The 17,214-nt window shown below is 73.5% G+C and carries 16 protein-coding genes; 7 read left to right on the top strand and 9 right to left on the bottom strand.

All coding sequences use genetic code 11. The features are described from left to right. The first annotated feature begins 112 nt into the window (after positions 1-112). The 3 genes from ACYX4T_RS09245 to ACYX4T_RS09235 are packed head-to-tail and all read left to right on the top strand — an operon-like array spanning position 113 to position 3,851. On the top strand, positions 113-949 hold the full coding sequence (locus ACYX4T_RS09245; protein WP_476014244.1) for a hypothetical protein: 837 nt from the start codon (positions 113-115) through the stop codon (positions 947-949). Then, a complete protein-coding gene (locus tag ACYX4T_RS09240; protein ID WP_476014243.1) occupies positions 949-2,979 on the top strand; it encodes a fumarate reductase/succinate dehydrogenase flavoprotein subunit in 2,031 nt (676 codons plus the stop codon). The genes ACYX4T_RS09245 and ACYX4T_RS09240 overlap by 1 nt, the downstream gene beginning before the upstream one ends. A gap of 2 nt (positions 2,980-2,981) precedes the next feature. Beyond that, positions 2,982-3,851 carry a succinate dehydrogenase/fumarate reductase iron-sulfur subunit gene (locus tag ACYX4T_RS09235; RefSeq protein ID WP_476014242.1) on the top strand — a complete coding sequence of 290 codons (870 nt, stop codon included), beginning with the start codon at positions 2,982-2,984 and terminating at the stop codon, positions 3,849-3,851. 68 nt (positions 3,852-3,919) lie between these two features. Here ACYX4T_RS09235 and ACYX4T_RS09230 read toward each other — a convergent pair whose 3' ends face one another. The 6 genes from ACYX4T_RS09230 to ACYX4T_RS09205 form a co-directional block, all read right to left on the bottom strand. After that, a complete protein-coding gene (locus ACYX4T_RS09230) occupies positions 3,920-4,582 on the bottom strand; it encodes a DUF3592 domain-containing protein (protein ID WP_476014241.1) in 663 nt (220 codons plus the stop codon). A gap of 88 nt (positions 4,583-4,670) precedes the next feature. Continuing rightward, positions 4,671-5,186 (bottom strand): GNAT family N-acetyltransferase, encoded by a 516-nt coding sequence (locus tag ACYX4T_RS09225; RefSeq protein WP_476014240.1) that lies wholly within the window; start codon positions 5,184-5,186, stop codon positions 4,671-4,673. Further along, positions 5,183-6,037: an amino acid ABC transporter permease gene (locus tag ACYX4T_RS09220; protein WP_476014239.1), complete on the bottom strand. Its 855-nt coding sequence runs from the start codon at positions 6,035-6,037 to the stop codon at positions 5,183-5,185. Before ACYX4T_RS09220 ends, ACYX4T_RS09225 begins: the two co-directional genes overlap by 4 nt. Before the next feature lie 25 nt (positions 6,038-6,062). Further along, positions 6,063-6,707, bottom strand: a complete 645-nt coding sequence (locus ACYX4T_RS09215) for an amino acid ABC transporter permease (protein WP_476014238.1) — start codon at positions 6,705-6,707, stop codon at positions 6,063-6,065. Positions 6,708-6,793: 86 nt separating this feature from the next. Then, on the bottom strand, positions 6,794-7,690 hold the full coding sequence (locus ACYX4T_RS09210; RefSeq protein ID WP_476014237.1) for a glutamate ABC transporter substrate-binding protein: 897 nt from the start codon (positions 7,688-7,690) through the stop codon (positions 6,794-6,796). Positions 7,691-7,703: 13 nt separating this feature from the next. Continuing rightward, a complete protein-coding gene (locus ACYX4T_RS09205) occupies positions 7,704-8,432 on the bottom strand; it encodes an amino acid ABC transporter ATP-binding protein (RefSeq protein ID WP_476015221.1) in 729 nt (242 codons plus the stop codon). 220 nt (positions 8,433-8,652) lie between these two features. On the opposite strand from ACYX4T_RS09205, the gene ACYX4T_RS09200 reads away from it, so the two are divergent. Further along, positions 8,653-9,369, top strand: a complete 717-nt coding sequence (locus ACYX4T_RS09200; protein ID WP_476014236.1) for a response regulator transcription factor — start codon at positions 8,653-8,655, stop codon at positions 9,367-9,369. A 3-nt stretch (positions 9,370-9,372) separates the two neighbouring features. Continuing rightward, positions 9,373-10,797, top strand: a complete 1,425-nt coding sequence (locus tag ACYX4T_RS09195; RefSeq protein WP_476014235.1) for a sensor histidine kinase — start codon at positions 9,373-9,375, stop codon at positions 10,795-10,797. 93 nt (positions 10,798-10,890) lie between these two features. Here the strand turns inward: ACYX4T_RS09195 and ACYX4T_RS09190 are convergent, their stop codons facing one another. Next, the gene (locus ACYX4T_RS09190; RefSeq protein ID WP_476014234.1) at positions 10,891-12,549 is read right to left on the bottom strand and encodes an alanine/glycine:cation symporter family protein; all 1,659 of its coding nucleotides are present in this window, start codon (positions 12,547-12,549) and stop codon (positions 10,891-10,893) included. Between the two features lie 82 nt (positions 12,550-12,631). Then, positions 12,632-13,600 carry a TAXI family TRAP transporter solute-binding subunit gene (locus ACYX4T_RS09185; RefSeq protein ID WP_476014233.1) on the bottom strand — a complete coding sequence of 323 codons (969 nt, stop codon included), beginning with the start codon at positions 13,598-13,600 and terminating at the stop codon, positions 12,632-12,634. A gap of 62 nt (positions 13,601-13,662) precedes the next feature. Here ACYX4T_RS09185 and miaB point away from each other — a divergent pair, with 62 nt between their 5' ends. Together miaB and ACYX4T_RS09175 are read left to right on the top strand one after the other, a co-directional pair. After that, positions 13,663-15,165: a tRNA (N6-isopentenyl adenosine(37)-C2)-methylthiotransferase MiaB gene (miaB, locus tag ACYX4T_RS09180; protein ID WP_476014232.1), complete on the top strand. Its 1,503-nt coding sequence runs from the start codon at positions 13,663-13,665 to the stop codon at positions 15,163-15,165. Positions 15,166-15,168: 3 nt separating this feature from the next. Continuing rightward, complete coding sequence (locus ACYX4T_RS09175; RefSeq protein ID WP_476014231.1) at positions 15,169-15,624, top strand: Rv2732c family membrane protein; 456 nt, start codon at positions 15,169-15,171, stop codon at positions 15,622-15,624. On the opposite strand, the gene ACYX4T_RS09170 is transcribed toward ACYX4T_RS09175, so the two are convergent. Beyond that, positions 15,625-17,046: a DUF349 domain-containing protein gene (locus tag ACYX4T_RS09170; protein ID WP_476014230.1), complete on the bottom strand. Its 1,422-nt coding sequence runs from the start codon at positions 17,044-17,046 to the stop codon at positions 15,625-15,627. Positions 17,047-17,214: the final 168 nt, after the last annotated feature.

Below are 17,214 nucleotides of genomic sequence, written 5' to 3'. Positions count from 1 at the left end.
CAGAGCGTCGCGTCCGCGGAACGCCTCGCCACCGACCCGATCGGCCGGCGGCAACCGACCCGCCGATGTGCGCCCGTCATCGCAGACGAGGACCAAGACGAGGACCGGTGCCGTGACCACCACACACGACTCCGGGACGTACCGGCCGCCGGCGCCGGGGCGACCCGACATCCGACAGCGCACCCTGCGCACCGACCGCTGGTGGCTGCCGCCGCTGGCGAACGCGCTGGGGCTCGCGACCTTCGTCGTCTACGCGACGATCCGCTCGCTCTGGGGCGCGGCGTACTACGTCGAGGAGTACCACTACCTCTCGCCGTTCTACTCGCCGTGCGTCAGCGCCTCGTGCATCCCGGAGGCGAGCCACCTCGGGCAGTGGTTCGGCGAGATGCCGTGGTTCCTGCCCTACGCGCTGGTCTCGCTGCCGTTCCTGCTGCTCTTCCGGCTGACCTGCTACTACTACCGGAAGTCGTACTACCGGGCGTTCTGGGCGTCGCCGCCCGCGTGCGCGGTGGCGGAGCCGCACACCACCTACAGCGGCGAGACGCGGTTCCCGCTGATCCTGCAGAACGCGCACCGGTACTTCTTCTACGCCGCGTTCCTGATCTCGATCCTCAACACCTACGACATGGTGCTGGCGTTCCAGAGCACCGACCCGGCCACCGGGCAGACGTCGTTCGGGCTGGGGCTCGGGACGCTCATCCTGCTGATCAACGTCATCGGGCTGTGGCTCTACACGCTGTCGTGCCACTCCTGCCGGCACATCGCCGGCGGGCGGCTCAAGCACTTCTCGAAGCACCCCGTGCGCTACAAGATCTGGACCGGCCTCTCGAAGCTCAACACCCGGCACATGCTGTTCGCCTGGCTCACGATCGGGACGCTGATCCTCACCGACTTCTACATCATGCTCGTCGCGAGCGGCACCATCACCGACCTGCGGATCGTGAACTGATGACCGACCCCGGAACCGACCCCGGTATCACGACGGCCTTTCAGGCCAGCGAGGCGGAGGCGACCGGCGACACCGCCGTCACCCACCACACCTACGACGTCGTCGTCATCGGCGCGGGCGGCGCGGGGCTCCGCGCCGCGATCGAGGCCCGCCTGCGCGGCAAGCGGGTCGCGATCATCTGCAAGTCGCTGTTCGGCAAGGCCCACACGGTCATGGCCGAGGGCGGGATCGCGGCCTCGATGGGCAACGCGAACCCGCGCGACAACTGGGAGGTCCACTTCCGCGACACCATGCGCGGGGGGAAGTTCCTCAACAACTGGCGCATGGCCGAGCTGCACGCCAAGGAGGCGCCGCAGCGGGTCTGGGAGCTCGAGACCTACGGGGCGCTGTTCGACCGCACCCCCGAGGGCAAGATCAGCCAGCGGAACTTCGGCGGGCACAACTTCCCGCGGCTCGCCCACGTGGGCGACCGCACGGGTCTCGAGCTGATCCGCACCCTGCAGCAGAAGATCGTCTCGCTGCAGCAGGAGGACTTCGCGCGGACCGGCGACTACGAGTCCGACCTCGCGGTCTTCCACGAGTACACGGTCACGGAGCTGCTCAAGGACGGCGACCGGATCGCCGGCGCCTTCGGCTACCGGCGCCCGACCGGTGAGCTCGTCTGCTTCCACTCCGCGGCGGTGGTGCTCGCGACCGGCGGCGTCGGCAAGTCGTTCAAGGTCACGAGCAACTCGTGGGAGTACACCGGCGACGGCCACGCGCTGGCCATGCGCGCCGGGGCGAAGCTGCTGAACATGGAGTTCGTCCAGTTCCACCCCACGGGGATGGTCTGGCCGCCCAGCGTCAAGGGCATCCTCGTGACCGAGTCGGTCCGGGGTGACGGCGGCGTCCTCAAGAACTCCGAGGGCGAGCGCTTCATGTTCAACTACATCCCCGAGGTGTTCCGCGAGCAGTACGCGACCAGCGAGGACGAGGGCGACCGCTGGTACACCGACGCGGACAACAACCGGCGCCCGCCGGAGCTCCTGCCCCGTGACGAGGTCGCGCGCGCGATCAACAACGAGGTCAAGGAGGGCCGCGGGTCGCCGGCCGGTGGCGTCTACCTCGACGTCTCCAGCCGCATGCCGGCCGCGGAGATCACCAAGCGGCTGCCGTCGATGTACCACCAGTTCAAGGAGCTGGCCGACGTCGACATCACCGCCGGGCCCATGGAGGTCGGCCCGACCTGCCACTACGTCATGGGCGGCGTCGAGGTCGACCCCGACACGGCGGCGTCGGCGGTGCCCGGCCTGTTCGCGGCGGGCGAGGTCGCGGGCGGCATGCACGGCTCCAACCGCCTGGGCGGCAACTCGCTGTCCGACCTGCTCGTCTTCGGCTGCCGCGCGGGTGCCGGGGCGGCGGCGTACCTCGACGGGCTCGGCGGCGCCGTGCCGACCGTGTCCGACGACGCGGTGACGGCGGCCCGCGAGGACGTGCTGCGCCCGATCCGGAGCTCCGGCGGCGAGAACGCCTACACGGTGCACCAGGAACTGCAGCAGACGATGAACGACCTCGTCGGCATCATCCGCAAGGCCGACGAGATGGAGCTGGCGCTCAAGAAGCTCCACGAGCTCGCCGACCGCATCCCGCGGGTCGCGGTCGACGGGCGCCGGGCCTACAACCCGGGCTGGCACCTCGCGCTCGACCTGCGCAACATGCTCATGGTCAGCGAGTGCATCGCGATGGCCGCGCTCGAGCGGCAGGAGAGCCGCGGGGGCCACACCCGCGACGACTACCCGACGATGGACGAGAACTGGCGCCGCGAGCTGCTCGTCTGCTCGCTGCGGGACGGTGAGGTGCAGCTCGAGCACCAGGGCCAGCCGGCCATGCGCGAGGACCTCTTCGACCTCTTCGAGCTCGACGAGCTCAAGAAGTACTACACCGGCGACGAGCTGGGCGGGCACCGCTCGGACGCGCCGCCGCGCACGGAACGCGGCACCGAGGACGCGGGCGGCGACCCGGGCGGCGAGCTCACCGGAGGGGGAGCGTAGGCATGGGCTACCAGGCGAAGTTCAAGGTCTGGCGGGGCGACGCGGAGGGCGGCGACTTCGTCGACTACCGCGTGGAGGTCGAGGAGGGCGAGGTCGTCCTCGACATCATGCACCGGCTGCAGGCCACCCAGGCCGGCGACATGGCGGTGCGCTGGAACTGTAAGGCCGGCAAGTGCGGCTCGTGCAGCGCGGAGGTCAACGGCCGCCCGCGGCTGATGTGCATGACGCGGATGTCGACGTTCGGCGAGGACGAGGAGATCTCGGTCGCGCCCATCCGGACGTTCCCGGTGATCCGTGACCTCGTCACCGACGTCGACTTCAACTACGCGAAGGCGCGGGAGGTGCCGGCGTTCGCGCCGCCCGAGGGCGTCTCGCCGGGCGAGTACCGGATGTCCCAGGTGGACGTCGAGCGCTCGCAGGAGTTCCGCAAGTGCATCGAGTGCTTCCTGTGCCAGAACGTCTGCCACGTGGTGCGCGACCACGAGGAGAACAAGGAGCCGTTCTCCGGGCCGCGCTTCCTCATGCGGATCGCCGAGCTGGACATGCACCCGCTCGACGTGCGCAACCGCAAGGAGGACGCGCAGTCCGACCACGGCCTCGGCTACTGCAACATCACCAAGTGCTGCACCGAGGTCTGCCCCGAGCACATCAAGATCACCGACAACGCGCTGATCCCCATGAAGGAGCGCGTCGTCGACCGGAAGTACGACCCGCTGGTGTGGCTCGGTAAGAAGATCTTCAAGCGGCAGGAGCTGGAGCAGCGGGGGCCGGCGGGCGCCCGGTCGCTCGACGCGCCGGGGCCCGACAACGGCTCGGCGCTCGACGCCGACCGCATCGGGCACATCGAGGAGCGGGGCGGCGCGCAGGCCTGAGCCGCCCTCGAGCCGCGCGGCGGATCCGTGTCCCGAGGACACGGGTCCGCCGGTCTCGGCTCCGGGTCTCATCTCCGGGCCTCAGCTCCGGGACCGGCACCTGGGACCCGGCTCCTGGGATCTGGCTCCTGGGATCCGGCTCCTGGGACCCGGCTCCGTGTCTCAGCCCCGGGCGGTCGGGTCGTCCGGACCCCCTCGGTGCGCTCAGCCGGCTGGGCGGCCCTGCCCTCGGTCTCGCCCCCGTTCTCGCCCCGGGTCCCGCCGGTCCTGGCCGGGCGGCCGAACGCCGCCATCCCGAGGACGAACAGGCCCGCAAAGCCCGTGATCGGCACGAGCAGCAGCACCACGGTCGTGCGCCAGGGCCAGCCGTCCTCCTCGAGGGCGGCGCGGCCCGGGTCGTCGGGGTCGACGACGACGGTGACGATCGCGCCGGGCTCGAGGTCCTCCCGGGGCGTCGAGAGCTCGGTCCGTACCCCGTCGGGACGGGGGAGCTCGACGACGACGTCGTCCATCCGTCCCCACCGGTACTCGTGGTCGACGTCCACCACCCGCGCCGGGACGACCTCGCCCCGGGCGAGCAGCAGCGTGGCGTCCCAGGTGGCGCCCCCGCCGTTCACGGCCGCCCACACCGCTGCGACCAGCAACAGCAGACCGCAGGCGAGATCGGTCACGCGGTCGGTGCGCGAGCTCTTGCCCGTGGTGGCCGCCCGCTCGGCCGGTTCGCTGTCCACACGGACCTCCTCGCGGCGAGAACAGTCACGAAGAGTAAGTAAGATCGGGAGAAGCGCGCCACCGTGTCACTCGGTGGGACCAGTCGGGTCAGAGATCGCGGCGCATGGCGACCCGTGGCCAGCGGTCCAGGCCCCGGGCGATCTCGGCCCGCCGGACGGCGCGCAGGCCCGCGCCGAGCTCGTCGTCGTCCAGCGCACGGAAGCCGAGCCGGGCGTAGTACGGCGCGTTCCACGGGACGTCGACGAACGTGGTCAGCGTGATCGCCGAGCGCCCCGCCGCCCGGGCGCGGGCGACCAGGTCCTCGACCAGCCGCGCCCCGATCCCGCGCCGCGCGTGCGACGGGTCCACCGAGACCTGCTCGAGGTGCGCCTCGCCGTCGACCACGTCGTCCACGAGGTAGGCGACGGGACGGCCGGCGTCGGCGACCACCCACAGCCCGTCGCGGTCGAGCGCGCCCCGGAGCGCGACGGCGGACGGCGGGGTGTCGTCGGCGATCGCGTCCATCCCGACCTCGCGGAACACCGCGCCGGCGGCGACCTCGATCGCCCGGAGCGCCTCGAGCTCGTCGTGCCGCGCCGGGCGGAGGGCCGGCGCGGGGCTCACGCGTCGTCGGGGCGCTCGGCGGCGACGGCGATGGCGGTCGGGCTGCGGCGGGTGCGTCGCTCGAGCCAGGAGGCCAGCGCCGAGAGCATCAGGCAGAGCGTGATGTAGATGACCGCGACGACCATGGCCACCGGGATCAGCGGCGAGTTGAGCGCGGCGTTCGAGCCGAGGAACTGGGCCTGGAACAGGAGCTCGGGGTAGAGGATGAGGAAGCCCAGGGCGGAGTCCTTGAGCAGCACCACGAGCTGGCTGACGATCGAGGGCAGCATCGAGCGCACGCCCTGGGGCAGCAGGACGAAGCGCATGACGCCGGACTTGCGCAGGCCGAGCGCGTAGGCGGCCTCGGACTGTCCCTTCGGCACGGCGAGCACGCCGGCCCGGAAGACCTCGGCGAGCACCGACCCGTTGTAGAGCGTCAGGCCGAGCACCACGGCGGCGTACGTCGAGACGGTGATCCCGATCGAGGGCATGCCGAAGTAGAAGATGAACATCAGCACGACCAGCGGGACGGCGCGGAACGCCTCCACGACCGTGGTCGAGAGGCCGCGCAGCCAGGCGTGGTCGGAGAGGCGCCCGAGGGCGAACACGGCGCCGAACAGCAGCGCGAGCACCGCGCCCGACGCGAACGCCCGCAACGTGTTCACCAGGCCGTCGAGGAGGGCCAGCTGCACGTTCTCGTACAGCACCCACTCCCACACGTCCGCGTCGAACTGTCCGGTCACAGCGAGGCGGACGACGATGAAGACCACCAGCGCGGCGACCACCAGGAGGGTGATCACCCCTGCGGTGGCGTTGCGGGCCCGCGCCCGCGGGCCGGGGACGTCGAAGAGGACCGCGGTCGGGGCGCTCATGGCGTGGCCTCCTTCGTGCGCGGGCTCACCGGCTCACGCTCCAGCGCTTCTCGAGGCGGCGCTGCAGCACGGTCAGGGGGACGACGAGGACGACGAAGCCCAGCGCGACCCAGAGCAGCGCGATGAGGGTGGAGCCGCCCTGCTCGTTCACGGCGCGGTAGAAGCCGCCCGCCTCGAACACGGAGAACCCGGCGGCGACCGTGGTGTTCTTGAGCAGCGCGATCTGCACGCTGGTCAGCGGGGGCACGACCGTGCGGACGGCCTGCGGCAGCACCACCAGGGTCAGCGTCGGGACGAACCCGAGCCCGAGGGCGCGCGCCGCCTCGGCCTGGCCGGCGGGCACGGTGCTGATCCCGCCGCGGACGGTCTCGCAGACGAACGCGGCGGTGTAGAGCGAGAGCCCCAGGACGGCGAGGACGAAGAACGGGAGGTCGAAGAAGATCCGCGGGAACCCGAGGGCGAAGAAGAACAGGACCAGGGTCAGCGGCGTGTTCCGCAGCAGGGTCACGTAGCCGGTGCCGACCGCACGCATGGCCGGCACGGGGCTGACCCGCAGCGCGGCCAGCAGGACGCCCAGCACGAGCGAGGCGATCGCCGAGAGCACGAAGAGCCCGATCGTGCCGCCGAAGCGGGTCAGGTACTGGTCCAGGTTGTCCAGCAGGACGCTCATGCCTGTGCGCCTCCCTTGGTCCGGTCCCGGGAGGGCCCGCCGTGCCGGAGCAGGGCGGGCCTCCCGGGCGCGGAGCGCCGACGGTCCTAGTAGCGCTCGATGGCCGGCGGCGCGGGCGCCGGGGTGCCCGACTGGCCGAGCGTCTGGTCGTAGAGCCGCTGCCAGGTCCCGTCGTCCATGGCGGTCTGGAGGATGTCGTTGACCTTGTTGCGCAGGGCGGCGTCGTCGCGGGGCAGGCCCACGCCGTACGGCTCGGAGGAGAACACCTGCCCGACCACGCGCAGCTCACCGGGGGTCTGGGCCGCGTAGCCGGCGAGGATCGCGTTGTCGGTGGTCACCGCGTCGACCTGGCCCGAGCGCAGCGCGTCGACGCACTGCGAGTAGTTCTGGAACTCGACCACGTTCTGGGTCAGGTTCTGCTCGCGGACCCGCTGGATCGGCGTCGAGCCGGTCGCCGAGCAGACCCGCTTGCCCTGCAGCGTCTGCGGCCCGGTGATCGACTGGTCGTCGGCGCGCACCAGCAGGTCCTGACCGGCGACGAAGTACGGGCCGGCGAACGCGACACGCTGCTTGCGGCTGTCGTTGATGGTGTAGGTACCGACGTACATGTCGACGTCGCCCCGCGAGATCGCGTCCTCGCGGGCGGCCGAGGGCACCACCCGGTACTCGATCTGCTCCGGCCCGAAGCCCAGGCCGGCGGCGACCATGCGGCCGATCTCGACGTCGAACCCGGTGTACTGCCCGGTGGTCGGGTCCTGCAGGCCCAGGCCCGGCTGGTCGTTCTTGACCCCGAGGATGACGCGGCCCCGCTGCTGCATGCGCTCGAACGTCGGCGAACCGGGCACCTGGACGTTCTGCGCGACCGGCACCCCCGCGACCGGCTGGCCGCCGGGGCTGCCCTCGCGACCGCACGCGGCGCCGAACGCCAGCGCGAACACCGCGAGGAGGACCGCGAGGGTCCGGAGCGGGACGGCACGTCTCATGGGGGCTCCCGATCTAGTGGGTGAGGATCTTGCCGAGGAAGTCGCGGGCCCGTTCGGTGGCGGGCCGGGAGAAGAAGCTGTCGGGGGTGGTGTCCTCGACGATCTCGCCGTCGGCCATGAACACGACGCGGTGCGCGGCGCGCCGGGCGAAGCCCATCTCGTGGGTGACCACGACCATCGTCATGCCGTCCTTCGCGAGGCCGCCCATGACGTCGATGACCTCGCCGACCATCTCCGGGTCGAGCGCCGAGGTCGGCTCGTCGAAAAGCATCACCTTCGGCTGCATCGCGAGCGCTCGGGCGATCGCGACGCGCTGCTGCTGGCCGCCGGAGAGCTGGGCGGGGTACTTGCCGGACTGGTCACCGATGCCCACGCGGTCGAGCAGCGCCCGCGCGCGCTCCTGCGCCTCGGCCTTCGCCACGCCCTTCACGCGCATCGGCGCGAGGGTGACGTTGTCGAGGATCGTCATGTGCGCGAACAGGTTGAACTGCTGGAACACCATGCCGACGTCGGCGCGCAGCTTCGCGAGGTCGTGGCCCTCGGCGGGCAGCGGGACGCCGTCGATCTCGACGGTGCCGTTGTCGATCGGCTCGAGGCGGTTGATCGCCCGGCACAGCGTCGACTTGCCCGAGCCGGAGGGCCCCAGGACGACGACGACCTCCCCGCGGGCGACCTCGAGGTCGATGTCGCGCAGCACGTGCAGGTCACCGAAGTGCTTGTCGACCCCCGCCATGCGCACCATCGGCGTGCCGGACATGGGCACGGGGGCGGGCCCCGCGCTCGGCGCGGTCTCGTCGCTCATCTGCCGCGGACCTCCTCGCTGTGCCGTGCGTCACCGGTGGTGCACGGACGGTGCCAGCGCTCGGGACGGGGCGTCCACGCTCTTGAGGAAGACTTAGGGTTGGCGGACCCGTCCGTCACGCGGTGGTTACTCCGGACGGTCGCGGCGGGAGGAGGCCGACGTGCGGGTGCTCGTCGTGGAGGACGACGACCGGGTCGCCGCCGCCCTGCGCGCCGCCCTCATGCGCCACGAGATGCAGGTCGAGCGGGTCGCCCACGGGCTCGCGGTGCTCCCGCGGCTCGCCGGTGCCGACGTGGTGCTGCTCGACCTGGGCCTGCCCGACGTCGACGGGCTCGAGGTGTGCCGGCGCATCCGCGAGGCCGGCGACGTCCCGGTCATCGTCGTCAGCGCCCGGGGCAGCGTCGACGAGCGGATCCTCGGGCTGCACCACGGCGCCGACGACTACCTGGTCAAGCCCTTCGACGTCGGCGAGCTCGTCGCCCGCATCCACGCGGTGCGCCGCCGGCGGGGCACGTCGGCACCGCAGGCCGCCCCGGACCCGGTGACCGACCTCGGCGACGGCGTCGTGCTCGACCGCGCCCGCCACGCCGTGACCGTCGACGGCGCCGACGTCGCGCTCGCGCGCAAGGAGTTCGCCGTGCTCGCCCTGCTCGCCGACGCCGACGGGGCGGTGTGCACGCGCGACCGGCTCGTGGGCGAGGTGTGGGGACGGCGGTGGCCGGGTGCGGACCGCACCCTCGACGTCCACGTCGCCACCCTGCGGACCAAGCTCGCGCGCCCCGGGATGGTGGCGACCGTGCGCGGTGTCGGCTACCGGCTCGCCGCGGGCGGGAGGCCGGGCGCCGCGCGGGCCGAGCGCCCGGACGCGGGCGGCTGAGACGTGCGCGCCCGGCTGCTCGTCGTCTTCTCGGTGCTGGCAGGCCTGCTCGTGCTCGGCCTGGGTGTGCCGCTGGCGGCGGCGTCGGCGGCCGCGGCGACGTCGCGGCTGTTCGCCGACAGGCTCGGCGACACCACCCGCTTCGCGGCGCTCGCGCAGCGGGCGGTCAGCGACGACGAGCCGGGGGCGCTCGCCGCGGAGCTCGGGCGCTACGACGAGCTCTACGGGATCGCCGCGGTCGTCCTCGACCGCGACGGGCGGGTGCTGGCGGCCTCGCGCCTCGAGGTGCCCGGCGGCACCGAGCGCCGCGTCCAGCTGGCGCTGGCCGGTCAGCGGTCCGAACCGCTGCCGACGGTGTGGCCCTGGGACACCGCTCCGCTCCTGCTGGCCGAGCCGGTGCTGGTCGGCGGGGAGGTCCGGGGTGCGGCCGTGACGGTCTCCCCGCCGGACCCCGCGCACGCCGAGACCCTGGGCGCCTGGGGGGTGCTGGCCGGCGCGGGGCTCGTCGCGCTGGCGGTGGCCGCCGGGCTCGCCCTGCCGGTGGTGCGCTGGATCCTGGCGCCGGTCGAGAGCCTCGACGCGGGGACCGCGCAGGTCGCCGCGGCGGTGCGGGCCGGGCGTGCGCCGCGCCCCGTGGGGGAGGGGCGGGGACCCCCGGAGCTGCGGCGCCTCAGCCGGCACTTCGACCAGATGGCGGCCGGGGTCACCGCCGTGCTCGAGGCGCAGCGGGCGTTCGTGGCCGACGCCGGGCACCAGCTGCGCAACCCCCTGACCGCGCTGCGGCTGCGCCTCCAGAACGTCGGCGCCGCCCTCGCCGAGCCGGACGCGCGGGTCGACGACACCCAGATGACTGCCCTGCGCGAGGAGCACGCCGCCGCGCTCGAGGAGGTCGACCGTCTCGGCGGCGTCCTCGAGGCCCTGCTCGAGCTGGCCCGCACCGACGGGCGACCGGTCCACGCCGTGCCCGTCCGGGTCGACCCCGTGCTCGACGACCGCCTGGAGGCCTGGCGGGTGCTCGCCGAGCACGACGGCCGGCGCCTGGCCCGGCGCGGCCCCGGCGGGCTCGTCATCAGCTCCGACCCCGTGCTCCTGGCCACCGTGCTCGACGCCGTCCTCGACAACGCCCTGAAGTACTCGCCGGTCGGCGGGGAGATCACGCTCTCGACCGCCCGGGTCGAGGGCTCGGTGGAGGTCGCGGTGCGCGACCAGGGACCCGGCCTCGACCCGTCCGAGCTCGCCCGGGCCACCGACCGCTTCTGGCGGGGCCCCACGGCCGCGGGCGACACCGGCAGCGGCCTCGGGCTCGCGATCGCGGCGCGGGCCACCGAGCGCGGCGGCGGGGAGCTGGCCCTCGAGCTCCCCGACGACGGCGGCCTGCGCGTCGTGCTGCGCTTCCCCGGCCCGGCCGCCGCGCGCTCGCCGGCCTGAACCGGCGGGACCCCGGGCCCGCGGGTCGGGCACCGACGACAGGGCCCGCCCGGGCGGCGGCGTGCCGCCCGGGCGGGCCCGGGGACGTCGGTCCTACTCGCTCGGCGCCGTGGCCGAACCGGCGGACCCCGCATCGGCGCTCCCGCCGGTGCGGGCGGCCAGGGCCCGGCGGTCCGCCGGGCTCATCTCGACGAGCTCACCGCTGCGCCGCGCGTCGCGGAACGCCTTGACCTCTTCCTTGACCACCGGGGCGAGGATGTAGAGCCCGATGATGTTGACCAGGGCCAGCAGGAAGAGCACCGAGTCGGCGAAGTCGAGCACGGCACCCAGGGTGAGCACCGAACCGACCACGATGAACAGGCAGTACACGCCGATGTAGGTGCGCTCCGAGAGCGGGCTGCGCCCGAACAGGTAGGTCCAGGCCTTGTCGCCGTAGTAGCCCCAGGTGATCATCGTGGAGATCGCGAAGAGGGCGACGGCGAGTGTCAGGACGTAGGGGAACCAGGGCAGCACGGTCTCGAACGCCGACGACGTGACGGTGACGCCGGCCGGGTCCGCGTCCTGGGTGGCGTAGGCGATCTGGGCCTCGCGCCAGTACGGCGTGTTGGCGACGATGATCGTCAGGGCGGTCATCGTGCACACGACGACGGTGTCGACGAACGGCTCGAGCATGGCCACGTAGCCCTCGGTCACCGGCTTGCGGGTCTTCACCGCGGAGTGCGCGATCGGCGCCGACCCGAGGCCCGCCTCGTTCGAGAACGCGGCTCGCTGGAAGCCCACGATCAGCGCTCCGATGGCGCCGCCGACCACGCCCCCGCTGGTGAAGGCGCCCGTGAAGATCGCTCCGAACGCCTGCGGGATGAGCGGCAGGTTCACGATGATCACGGTCAGGCACGCCGCGACGTAGATGATCGCCATCGCGGGCACCAGGCGGCTCGTCACCCGTCCGAGCGAGCGGGCCCCGCCGAAGATGATGTAGCCGACGAAGATGGCGAGCACGACCCCGAAGATCAGCGCTGCGCCGTCCCCGCCGAGGATTCCGGTCTCACCACCGGTGACGTCGGTGAGCTGGGCGAAGGTCTGGTTGGCCTGGAACATGTTCCCGCCGGCCACGCCGAAGAACAGGATGAAGATCGCGGCGAGGACGGCGAGGACCTTGCCCAGGTTGCGTCCGAAGACCGAGGGCATGCGCTCGGCGAGGCCCTTGCGCAGGTAGTGCATCGGGCCGCCGGAGACGGTGCCGTCCGCGTAGACCTCGCGATAGCGCACGCCGAGGGTGCACTCGACGAACTTCGTGCACATGCCCAGCAGGCCGGCCATGATCATCCAGAACGTCGCACCGGCGCCGCCGATCGTCATGGCCACGCCGACGCCGGCGATGTTGCCGAGCCCGACCGTGCCGGAGATCGCGGACGTCAGCGCCTGGAAGTGCGGGATCTCGCCGGGCTCGTCGTCCCCGGTGAACCGGCCCCGGGTGATCTTGATGGCGAGCCGGAAGTTGCGGAACTGCGGAGCCGCGAAGTAGATCGTGAAGATGGTGGCGGCCAGGATCAGCCAGCCGACGATCCACGGGAACGAGACGTCCCCGCCGAGCGGGATCTCGTAGAAGACGAAGGCGGACAGGCCGTCGGAGATCGGCGTGAACACGGCGTCGATGGCGTCCTCGATGCCGGCGAGGACGCCGCTCGAGGCCCCGTCGGCGGAGGCGAGGACATCCGGCGGAGGTGGCGCGGATGCGACGAGACCAGACATGACCGGAGAGTGATACACGTGACGGCGCCGTGAGCAAGTGGAACGCGCAGAATCGTCACGCCGTCGTCAGGTTGTTGCGGTTTCACAACCCCTTTGCCGCGCGGAAGGCGGTACGGGCGCCGTCGTGCAGGGGAACGGGCTGGGTCCCGATGGCCGTGCGCGGGTCGATGCTCCGCCCCGCCGGGTCGGCCGCCGCGAGGGCCTCGCGGTTCTCGAGCATCGCGCCCACGAGCGCCGCGGCGAGGTCGGTCGCCATGTCGGCGGTGGCCAGCAGGACGTTGCGCACCGTAGTGGTGCTGACCGGGTCGACGAGCCCGTAGGTGCCGGCCGGAACCGTGGTGACGTCGTAGACCGGGTAGCGCGTCCGCAGGCGCGCGGTCTCCTCGCCCAGGTCGAGGAGGCGGACGGGGCGGGCGCGGGCCAGGCGGTCGACGCCGGCCGTGGGGACGCCGCCGGACCAGAAGAAGGCGTCGATCTCCCCGCGCTCCAGGGCCGCCGCGGAGTCGTCGAGACCGAGCATCACGGCGTCGGTGTCCCGCTCGGCGGTCAGGCCCACGGTGGCGAGCAGGCGCGGCGCGATGACGAGCACGCCGGAGTTGCGGGCGCCCACCGACACCCGCCGGCCCGCGAGGTCGGCGAGCCGGCGGATCGGCGACTCCGCGGGCACCACGACGTGGATCGCGTCGTCGTGCACCCGCGCCAGCGCCTGCAGCGGGAACCGCGGCCGCGCCCCGTCGACGGCGCCGTCGACCGCGACGTCCGCCGCGCAGAACGCCACCCGCGCGCGCAGCGACACGAGCATCCCGACGTTGTCGACCGACCCCTCGCTGCCCAGCACCCCCGTCGGCACCCCCGGGTCGGTGCGCCACAGCGCGGCCAGCGCCTCCCCGAGGTGGCGGTAGACGCCCTGCGGGCCCCCGGTCGCGACGACGACGGGCGTCGGGTCGGGCCGGGCGCAGCCCGCGGCGAGCAGTCCCGCACCCACCCCCACACCCAGCCCCGCACCCAGCCCGGCGCGCAGCACCGCGCGGCGAGGAAGGGACCGGCTCATCCGCGCATCGTGCCAGCCCACCGGCACACCGGGCCGGTGGCGGGCGCCTACCCTGGGCGGTGATGACCGCAGGCAGCTTCCACATCCGCACCCACGGGTGCCAGATGAACGTGCACGACTCCGAGCGCCTCGCGGGCGTGCTGGAGGAGGCCGGCTACGAGCACACGGACGACGCCGACGGCGCCGACCTCGTCGTGTTCAACACCTGCGCGGTCCGGGAGAACGCCGACAACAAGCTCTACGGACAGCTCGGGCGCCTGGCGCCGGAGAAGGCGCGCCGGCCCGGGATGCAGATCGCGGTCGGCGGCTGCCTCGCGCAGAAGGACCGTGACACCGTCGTCGCGAAGGCGCCGTGGGTCGACGTCGTCTTCGGCACCCACAACACCGGCTCGCTGCCGGCGCTGCTCGAGCGCGCGCGGCACAACGGCGAGGCACAGGTCGAGATCCTCGAGGCGCTCGAGACCTTCCCGTCCCACCTGCCCGCCCGCCGTGACTCCGCCTACGCGGGCTGGGTGTCGATCTCGGTCGGCTGCAACAACACCTGCACCTTCTGCATCGTCCCCTCGCTGCGCGGCAAGGAGGTCGACCGGCGGCCCGGCGAGATCCTCGCCGAGGTCGAGGCGCTGGTCGCCGAGGGCGTGCTCGAGGTGACGCTGCTCGGCCAGAACGTCAACGCCTACGGGGTCTCGTTCGACGACCGCGCGACCGGGCGCACCGCGTTCGCCGACCTGCTGCGCGCGTGCGGGCGGGTGGACGGCCTCGAGCGGGTCCGGTTCACCAGCCCGCACCCGCGCGACTTCACCTCCGACGTCCTCACCGCGATGGCCGAGACGCCGAACGTGTGCCCGCAGCTGCACATGCCGCTGCAGTCGGGCTCGGACCGGGTGCTCAAGGCGATGCGCCGCTCGTACCGCGCGAAGCGCTACCTCGACATCGTCGACGAGGTGCGCGCCGCGATGCCGGACGCGGCGTTGACCACCGACATCATCGTCGGTTTCCCCGGCGAGACCGAGGAGGACTTCGCCGGGACGCTGCGCGTCGTCGAGGCCTCGCGGTTCAGCCAGGCCTTCACGTTCCAGTACTCGCCGCGGCCCGGGACGCCCGCCGCGACGCTGCCCGACCAGGTGCCGAAGGCGGTCGTCCAGGAGCGCTACGACCGCCTCGTCGCGCTGCAGGAGGACATCTCGCTGCAGCAGAACCGGGAGCAGGTCGGACGGGAGCTCGAGCTGATCGTCTCCACCGGCGAGGGCCGCAAGGACACCGCGACCCGGCGGATGAGCGGGCGGGCCCGCGACGGGCGGCTGGTGCACTTCACCCCGACGGGCACCGCCGACGAGATCCGGCCCGGCGACGTCGTCACCGTCCGGGCCACCTACGGCGCCCCGCACCACGTCGTCGCCGACGGGGACGTCCTGACCCACCGCCGCACCCGCGCGGGCGACGCCCACGCCGCGGGGCAGCGGCCCACCACGCCGCGCACCACGGGGCTCGGGCTGCCGACGCTGGGGCCGCCCGCCGCCGCACCCGAGCCCGCGGGCTGCTCGGCGACCCTGCAGGAGGTCTGAGCCGTGACCGACCGCTCCACCGATCGCGACACCGACGGCCGCCCGCCGGCGCCGCCCCGGCCCTCGACGCGGGTCGACTTCGGGCCCGGCGCGCTCGTCGCCGCCGTCGCCGTGCTCGTGCTGCTCCTCGCCGCCGTGCTGCCGTGGACCGGGCTCGGCGCCTCGGGCTGGGAGGTCGTCCTCGGCCGGCCCGGCGTCCCCGGCCTGCCGCGGCTGTTCGGCACGCTCGCGGTGGCGTTCGGCGTGCTCGGCACCGCGGTCTGCCTGCTGACCAGGCGCTGGCCGGCGGTGTTCGTCACCGCGGCCGGGTGCACGATCACGTCGGTGACGGGCCTGTGGGCGATCTGGTCGCAGAACACCAGCGCCGGCACCGGACCCGGGATCGGGCTGTGGCTCGCCCTGCTGGCGATGATCGTGCTCGCCGTGCGCTGGGCGAGCTACGCGTTCTCGCGGAGGTAGCTACCGGGTCGCGTCCTCGGCGGCCGCGAGCCACTCGCGCCACTGCGCGGCCTGGCGCTCGGCCTCCTGCGCGCGGCGGCGGTCGCCCGCAGCGTGGGCCTTCGCGGCCTGGGCCTCGTACTGCTCGACCCGCGCCCGGAACTGCCCGACGCGCGCCTCGGTCTCGGGGTCGGTGGCCTGCCAGCGGCGGTCGACCGCGGCGCGCACCCGGTCCTCGACCTCCTTGAGCCGCGCCGAGAACTCGCGCACCCGCTCGCGGGGCACCTTCCCGATCGCGTCCCAGCGCTCCTGCACGTCCCGCAGCGCCGCGCGGGCCGCGTCGACGTCGGTGAGGTCGATGCGCCCGGCCTCGGCGAGCAGCTGCTCCTTGGCCGCCGCGTTGTCCTCGAACTCGGCGTCGCGGGCGGAGAACGCCGCCGACCGGCGGGAGAAGAACGTGTCCTGGGCGCCCCGGAACCGGGCCCACAGGGCGTCGTCGGCCTCCTTGCCGGTGCGCCCCGCGGCCTTCCACTCGGCCATGAGCTCCTTGTAGCGCCCCGCCGTCGGCCCCCAGTCGGTGGAGTCGACGAGCGACTCGGCCTCGGCGACCAGCTCCTCCTTGCGCCCCTTGGCCGCGGTGCGGGCCCGGTCGAGCTCGGCGAAGTGGGCGCCGCGGCGGCGGGCGAAGGTCTCGCGCGCCCGGGAGAAGCGCTTCCACAGGGCGTCGTCGGTCTTGCGGTCGATCCCCTTGACCGACTTCCACTCCTCGATCATCGCCTGGAAGCGGTCGCCGGCGTGCTTCCAGCGCGTCGTCTCCTCGGCCAGCGTCTCGGCCTCGGCGATGAGGGCCTCCTTGCGCGCGACGGCGTCGTCGCGCGCACCCGCGCGGACCGCGCGCTCGGCCTCCTCGGCCTGCTCGGCGGCGGCGACGACGGCGTCGAGACGGTGCCCGAGCCCGACGACGTCGCCGACGACCGCGGCCTCGGCGACACGCTCCCGCAGGGCGGTGGCGCTGCGCAGGATCGCGCGCGCGTCCCCGCGCCCGGCGGTGAGGCGGCGGACCAGCAGGTCGGTCTCGGTGCGGAGGTCGTCGAAGCGCAGCGCGAAGTGCGCGAGGCCCTCGGCGGCGTCGCCGGCCTGCCAGGAGCCGACCGCCCTCTCGCCGTCGGCCGTCGTCACGTACACCGTGCCGTCGGCGTCGACGCGTCCCCAGCGGCCCGGGTCGCTCGCGGCGGAGCTCACCGACGGGAACGACGGCGCGCTCCCGGTGGGTCCCGGGGTCGGCGCGCTCGCGACCGGCGTGGACGGGGGGACGGCACCCTCGGCGGGGCCCGCCCCGTCGATGACGTCAGGGGCCTGCGGGGCCTGCGGGGCCTGCGGGGTCTCCGGGGCGCGCGTGACCGCCGAGGCCACCGGGACCTCCGCGGCCTGCTCGTCGGTCATCGAGCCCGACACCTCCCGCTCCTACGGTCCGGGCATTCAAGCAGGTCCGGCGACCGGGCCGGAACTCCCTGCCCCGGCGGGGGCACGGCGAGGGGCACGGCGAGGGGCACGGCGAGGGGCACGGCGAGGGGCACGGCGAGGGGCACGGCGAGGGGCACGGCGGGGGCG

It is taken from the genome of Actinomycetospora sp. ABD4_176 (genome assembly GCF_056311855.1).
This window is presented reverse-complemented; position numbering and strand designations above follow the sequence as displayed.

What these genes read in the sequence shown, in the direction of transcription:
- ACYX4T_RS09205 (WP_476015221.1), bottom strand. Translation starts at nt 8,432, where the DNA reads ATGGTGCGCATGGCGGGGGTCGACAAGCACTTCGGTGACCTGCACGTG.
- miaB (WP_476014232.1), top strand. Translation starts at nt 13,663, where the DNA reads ATGACCGCAGGCAGCTTCCACATCCGCACCCACGGGTGCCAGATGAAC.
- ACYX4T_RS09170 (WP_476014230.1), bottom strand. Translation starts at nt 17,046, where the DNA reads ATGACCGACGAGCAGGCCGCGGAGGTCCCGGTGGCCTCGGCGGTCACG.
- ACYX4T_RS09215 (WP_476014238.1), bottom strand. Translation starts at nt 6,707, where the DNA reads ATGAGCGTCCTGCTGGACAACCTGGACCAGTACCTGACCCGCTTCGGC.
- ACYX4T_RS09190 (WP_476014234.1), bottom strand. Translation starts at nt 12,549, where the DNA reads ATGTCTGGTCTCGTCGCATCCGCGCCACCTCCGCCGGATGTCCTCGCC.
- ACYX4T_RS09240 (WP_476014243.1), top strand. Translation starts at nt 949, where the DNA reads ATGACCGACCCCGGAACCGACCCCGGTATCACGACGGCCTTTCAGGCC.
- ACYX4T_RS09220 (WP_476014239.1), bottom strand. Translation starts at nt 6,037, where the DNA reads ATGAGCGCCCCGACCGCGGTCCTCTTCGACGTCCCCGGCCCGCGGGCG.
- ACYX4T_RS09210 (WP_476014237.1), bottom strand. Translation starts at nt 7,690, where the DNA reads ATGAGACGTGCCGTCCCGCTCCGGACCCTCGCGGTCCTCCTCGCGGTG.
- ACYX4T_RS09235 (WP_476014242.1), top strand. Translation starts at nt 2,982, where the DNA reads ATGGGCTACCAGGCGAAGTTCAAGGTCTGGCGGGGCGACGCGGAGGGC.
- ACYX4T_RS09185 (WP_476014233.1), bottom strand. Translation starts at nt 13,600, where the DNA reads ATGAGCCGGTCCCTTCCTCGCCGCGCGGTGCTGCGCGCCGGGCTGGGT.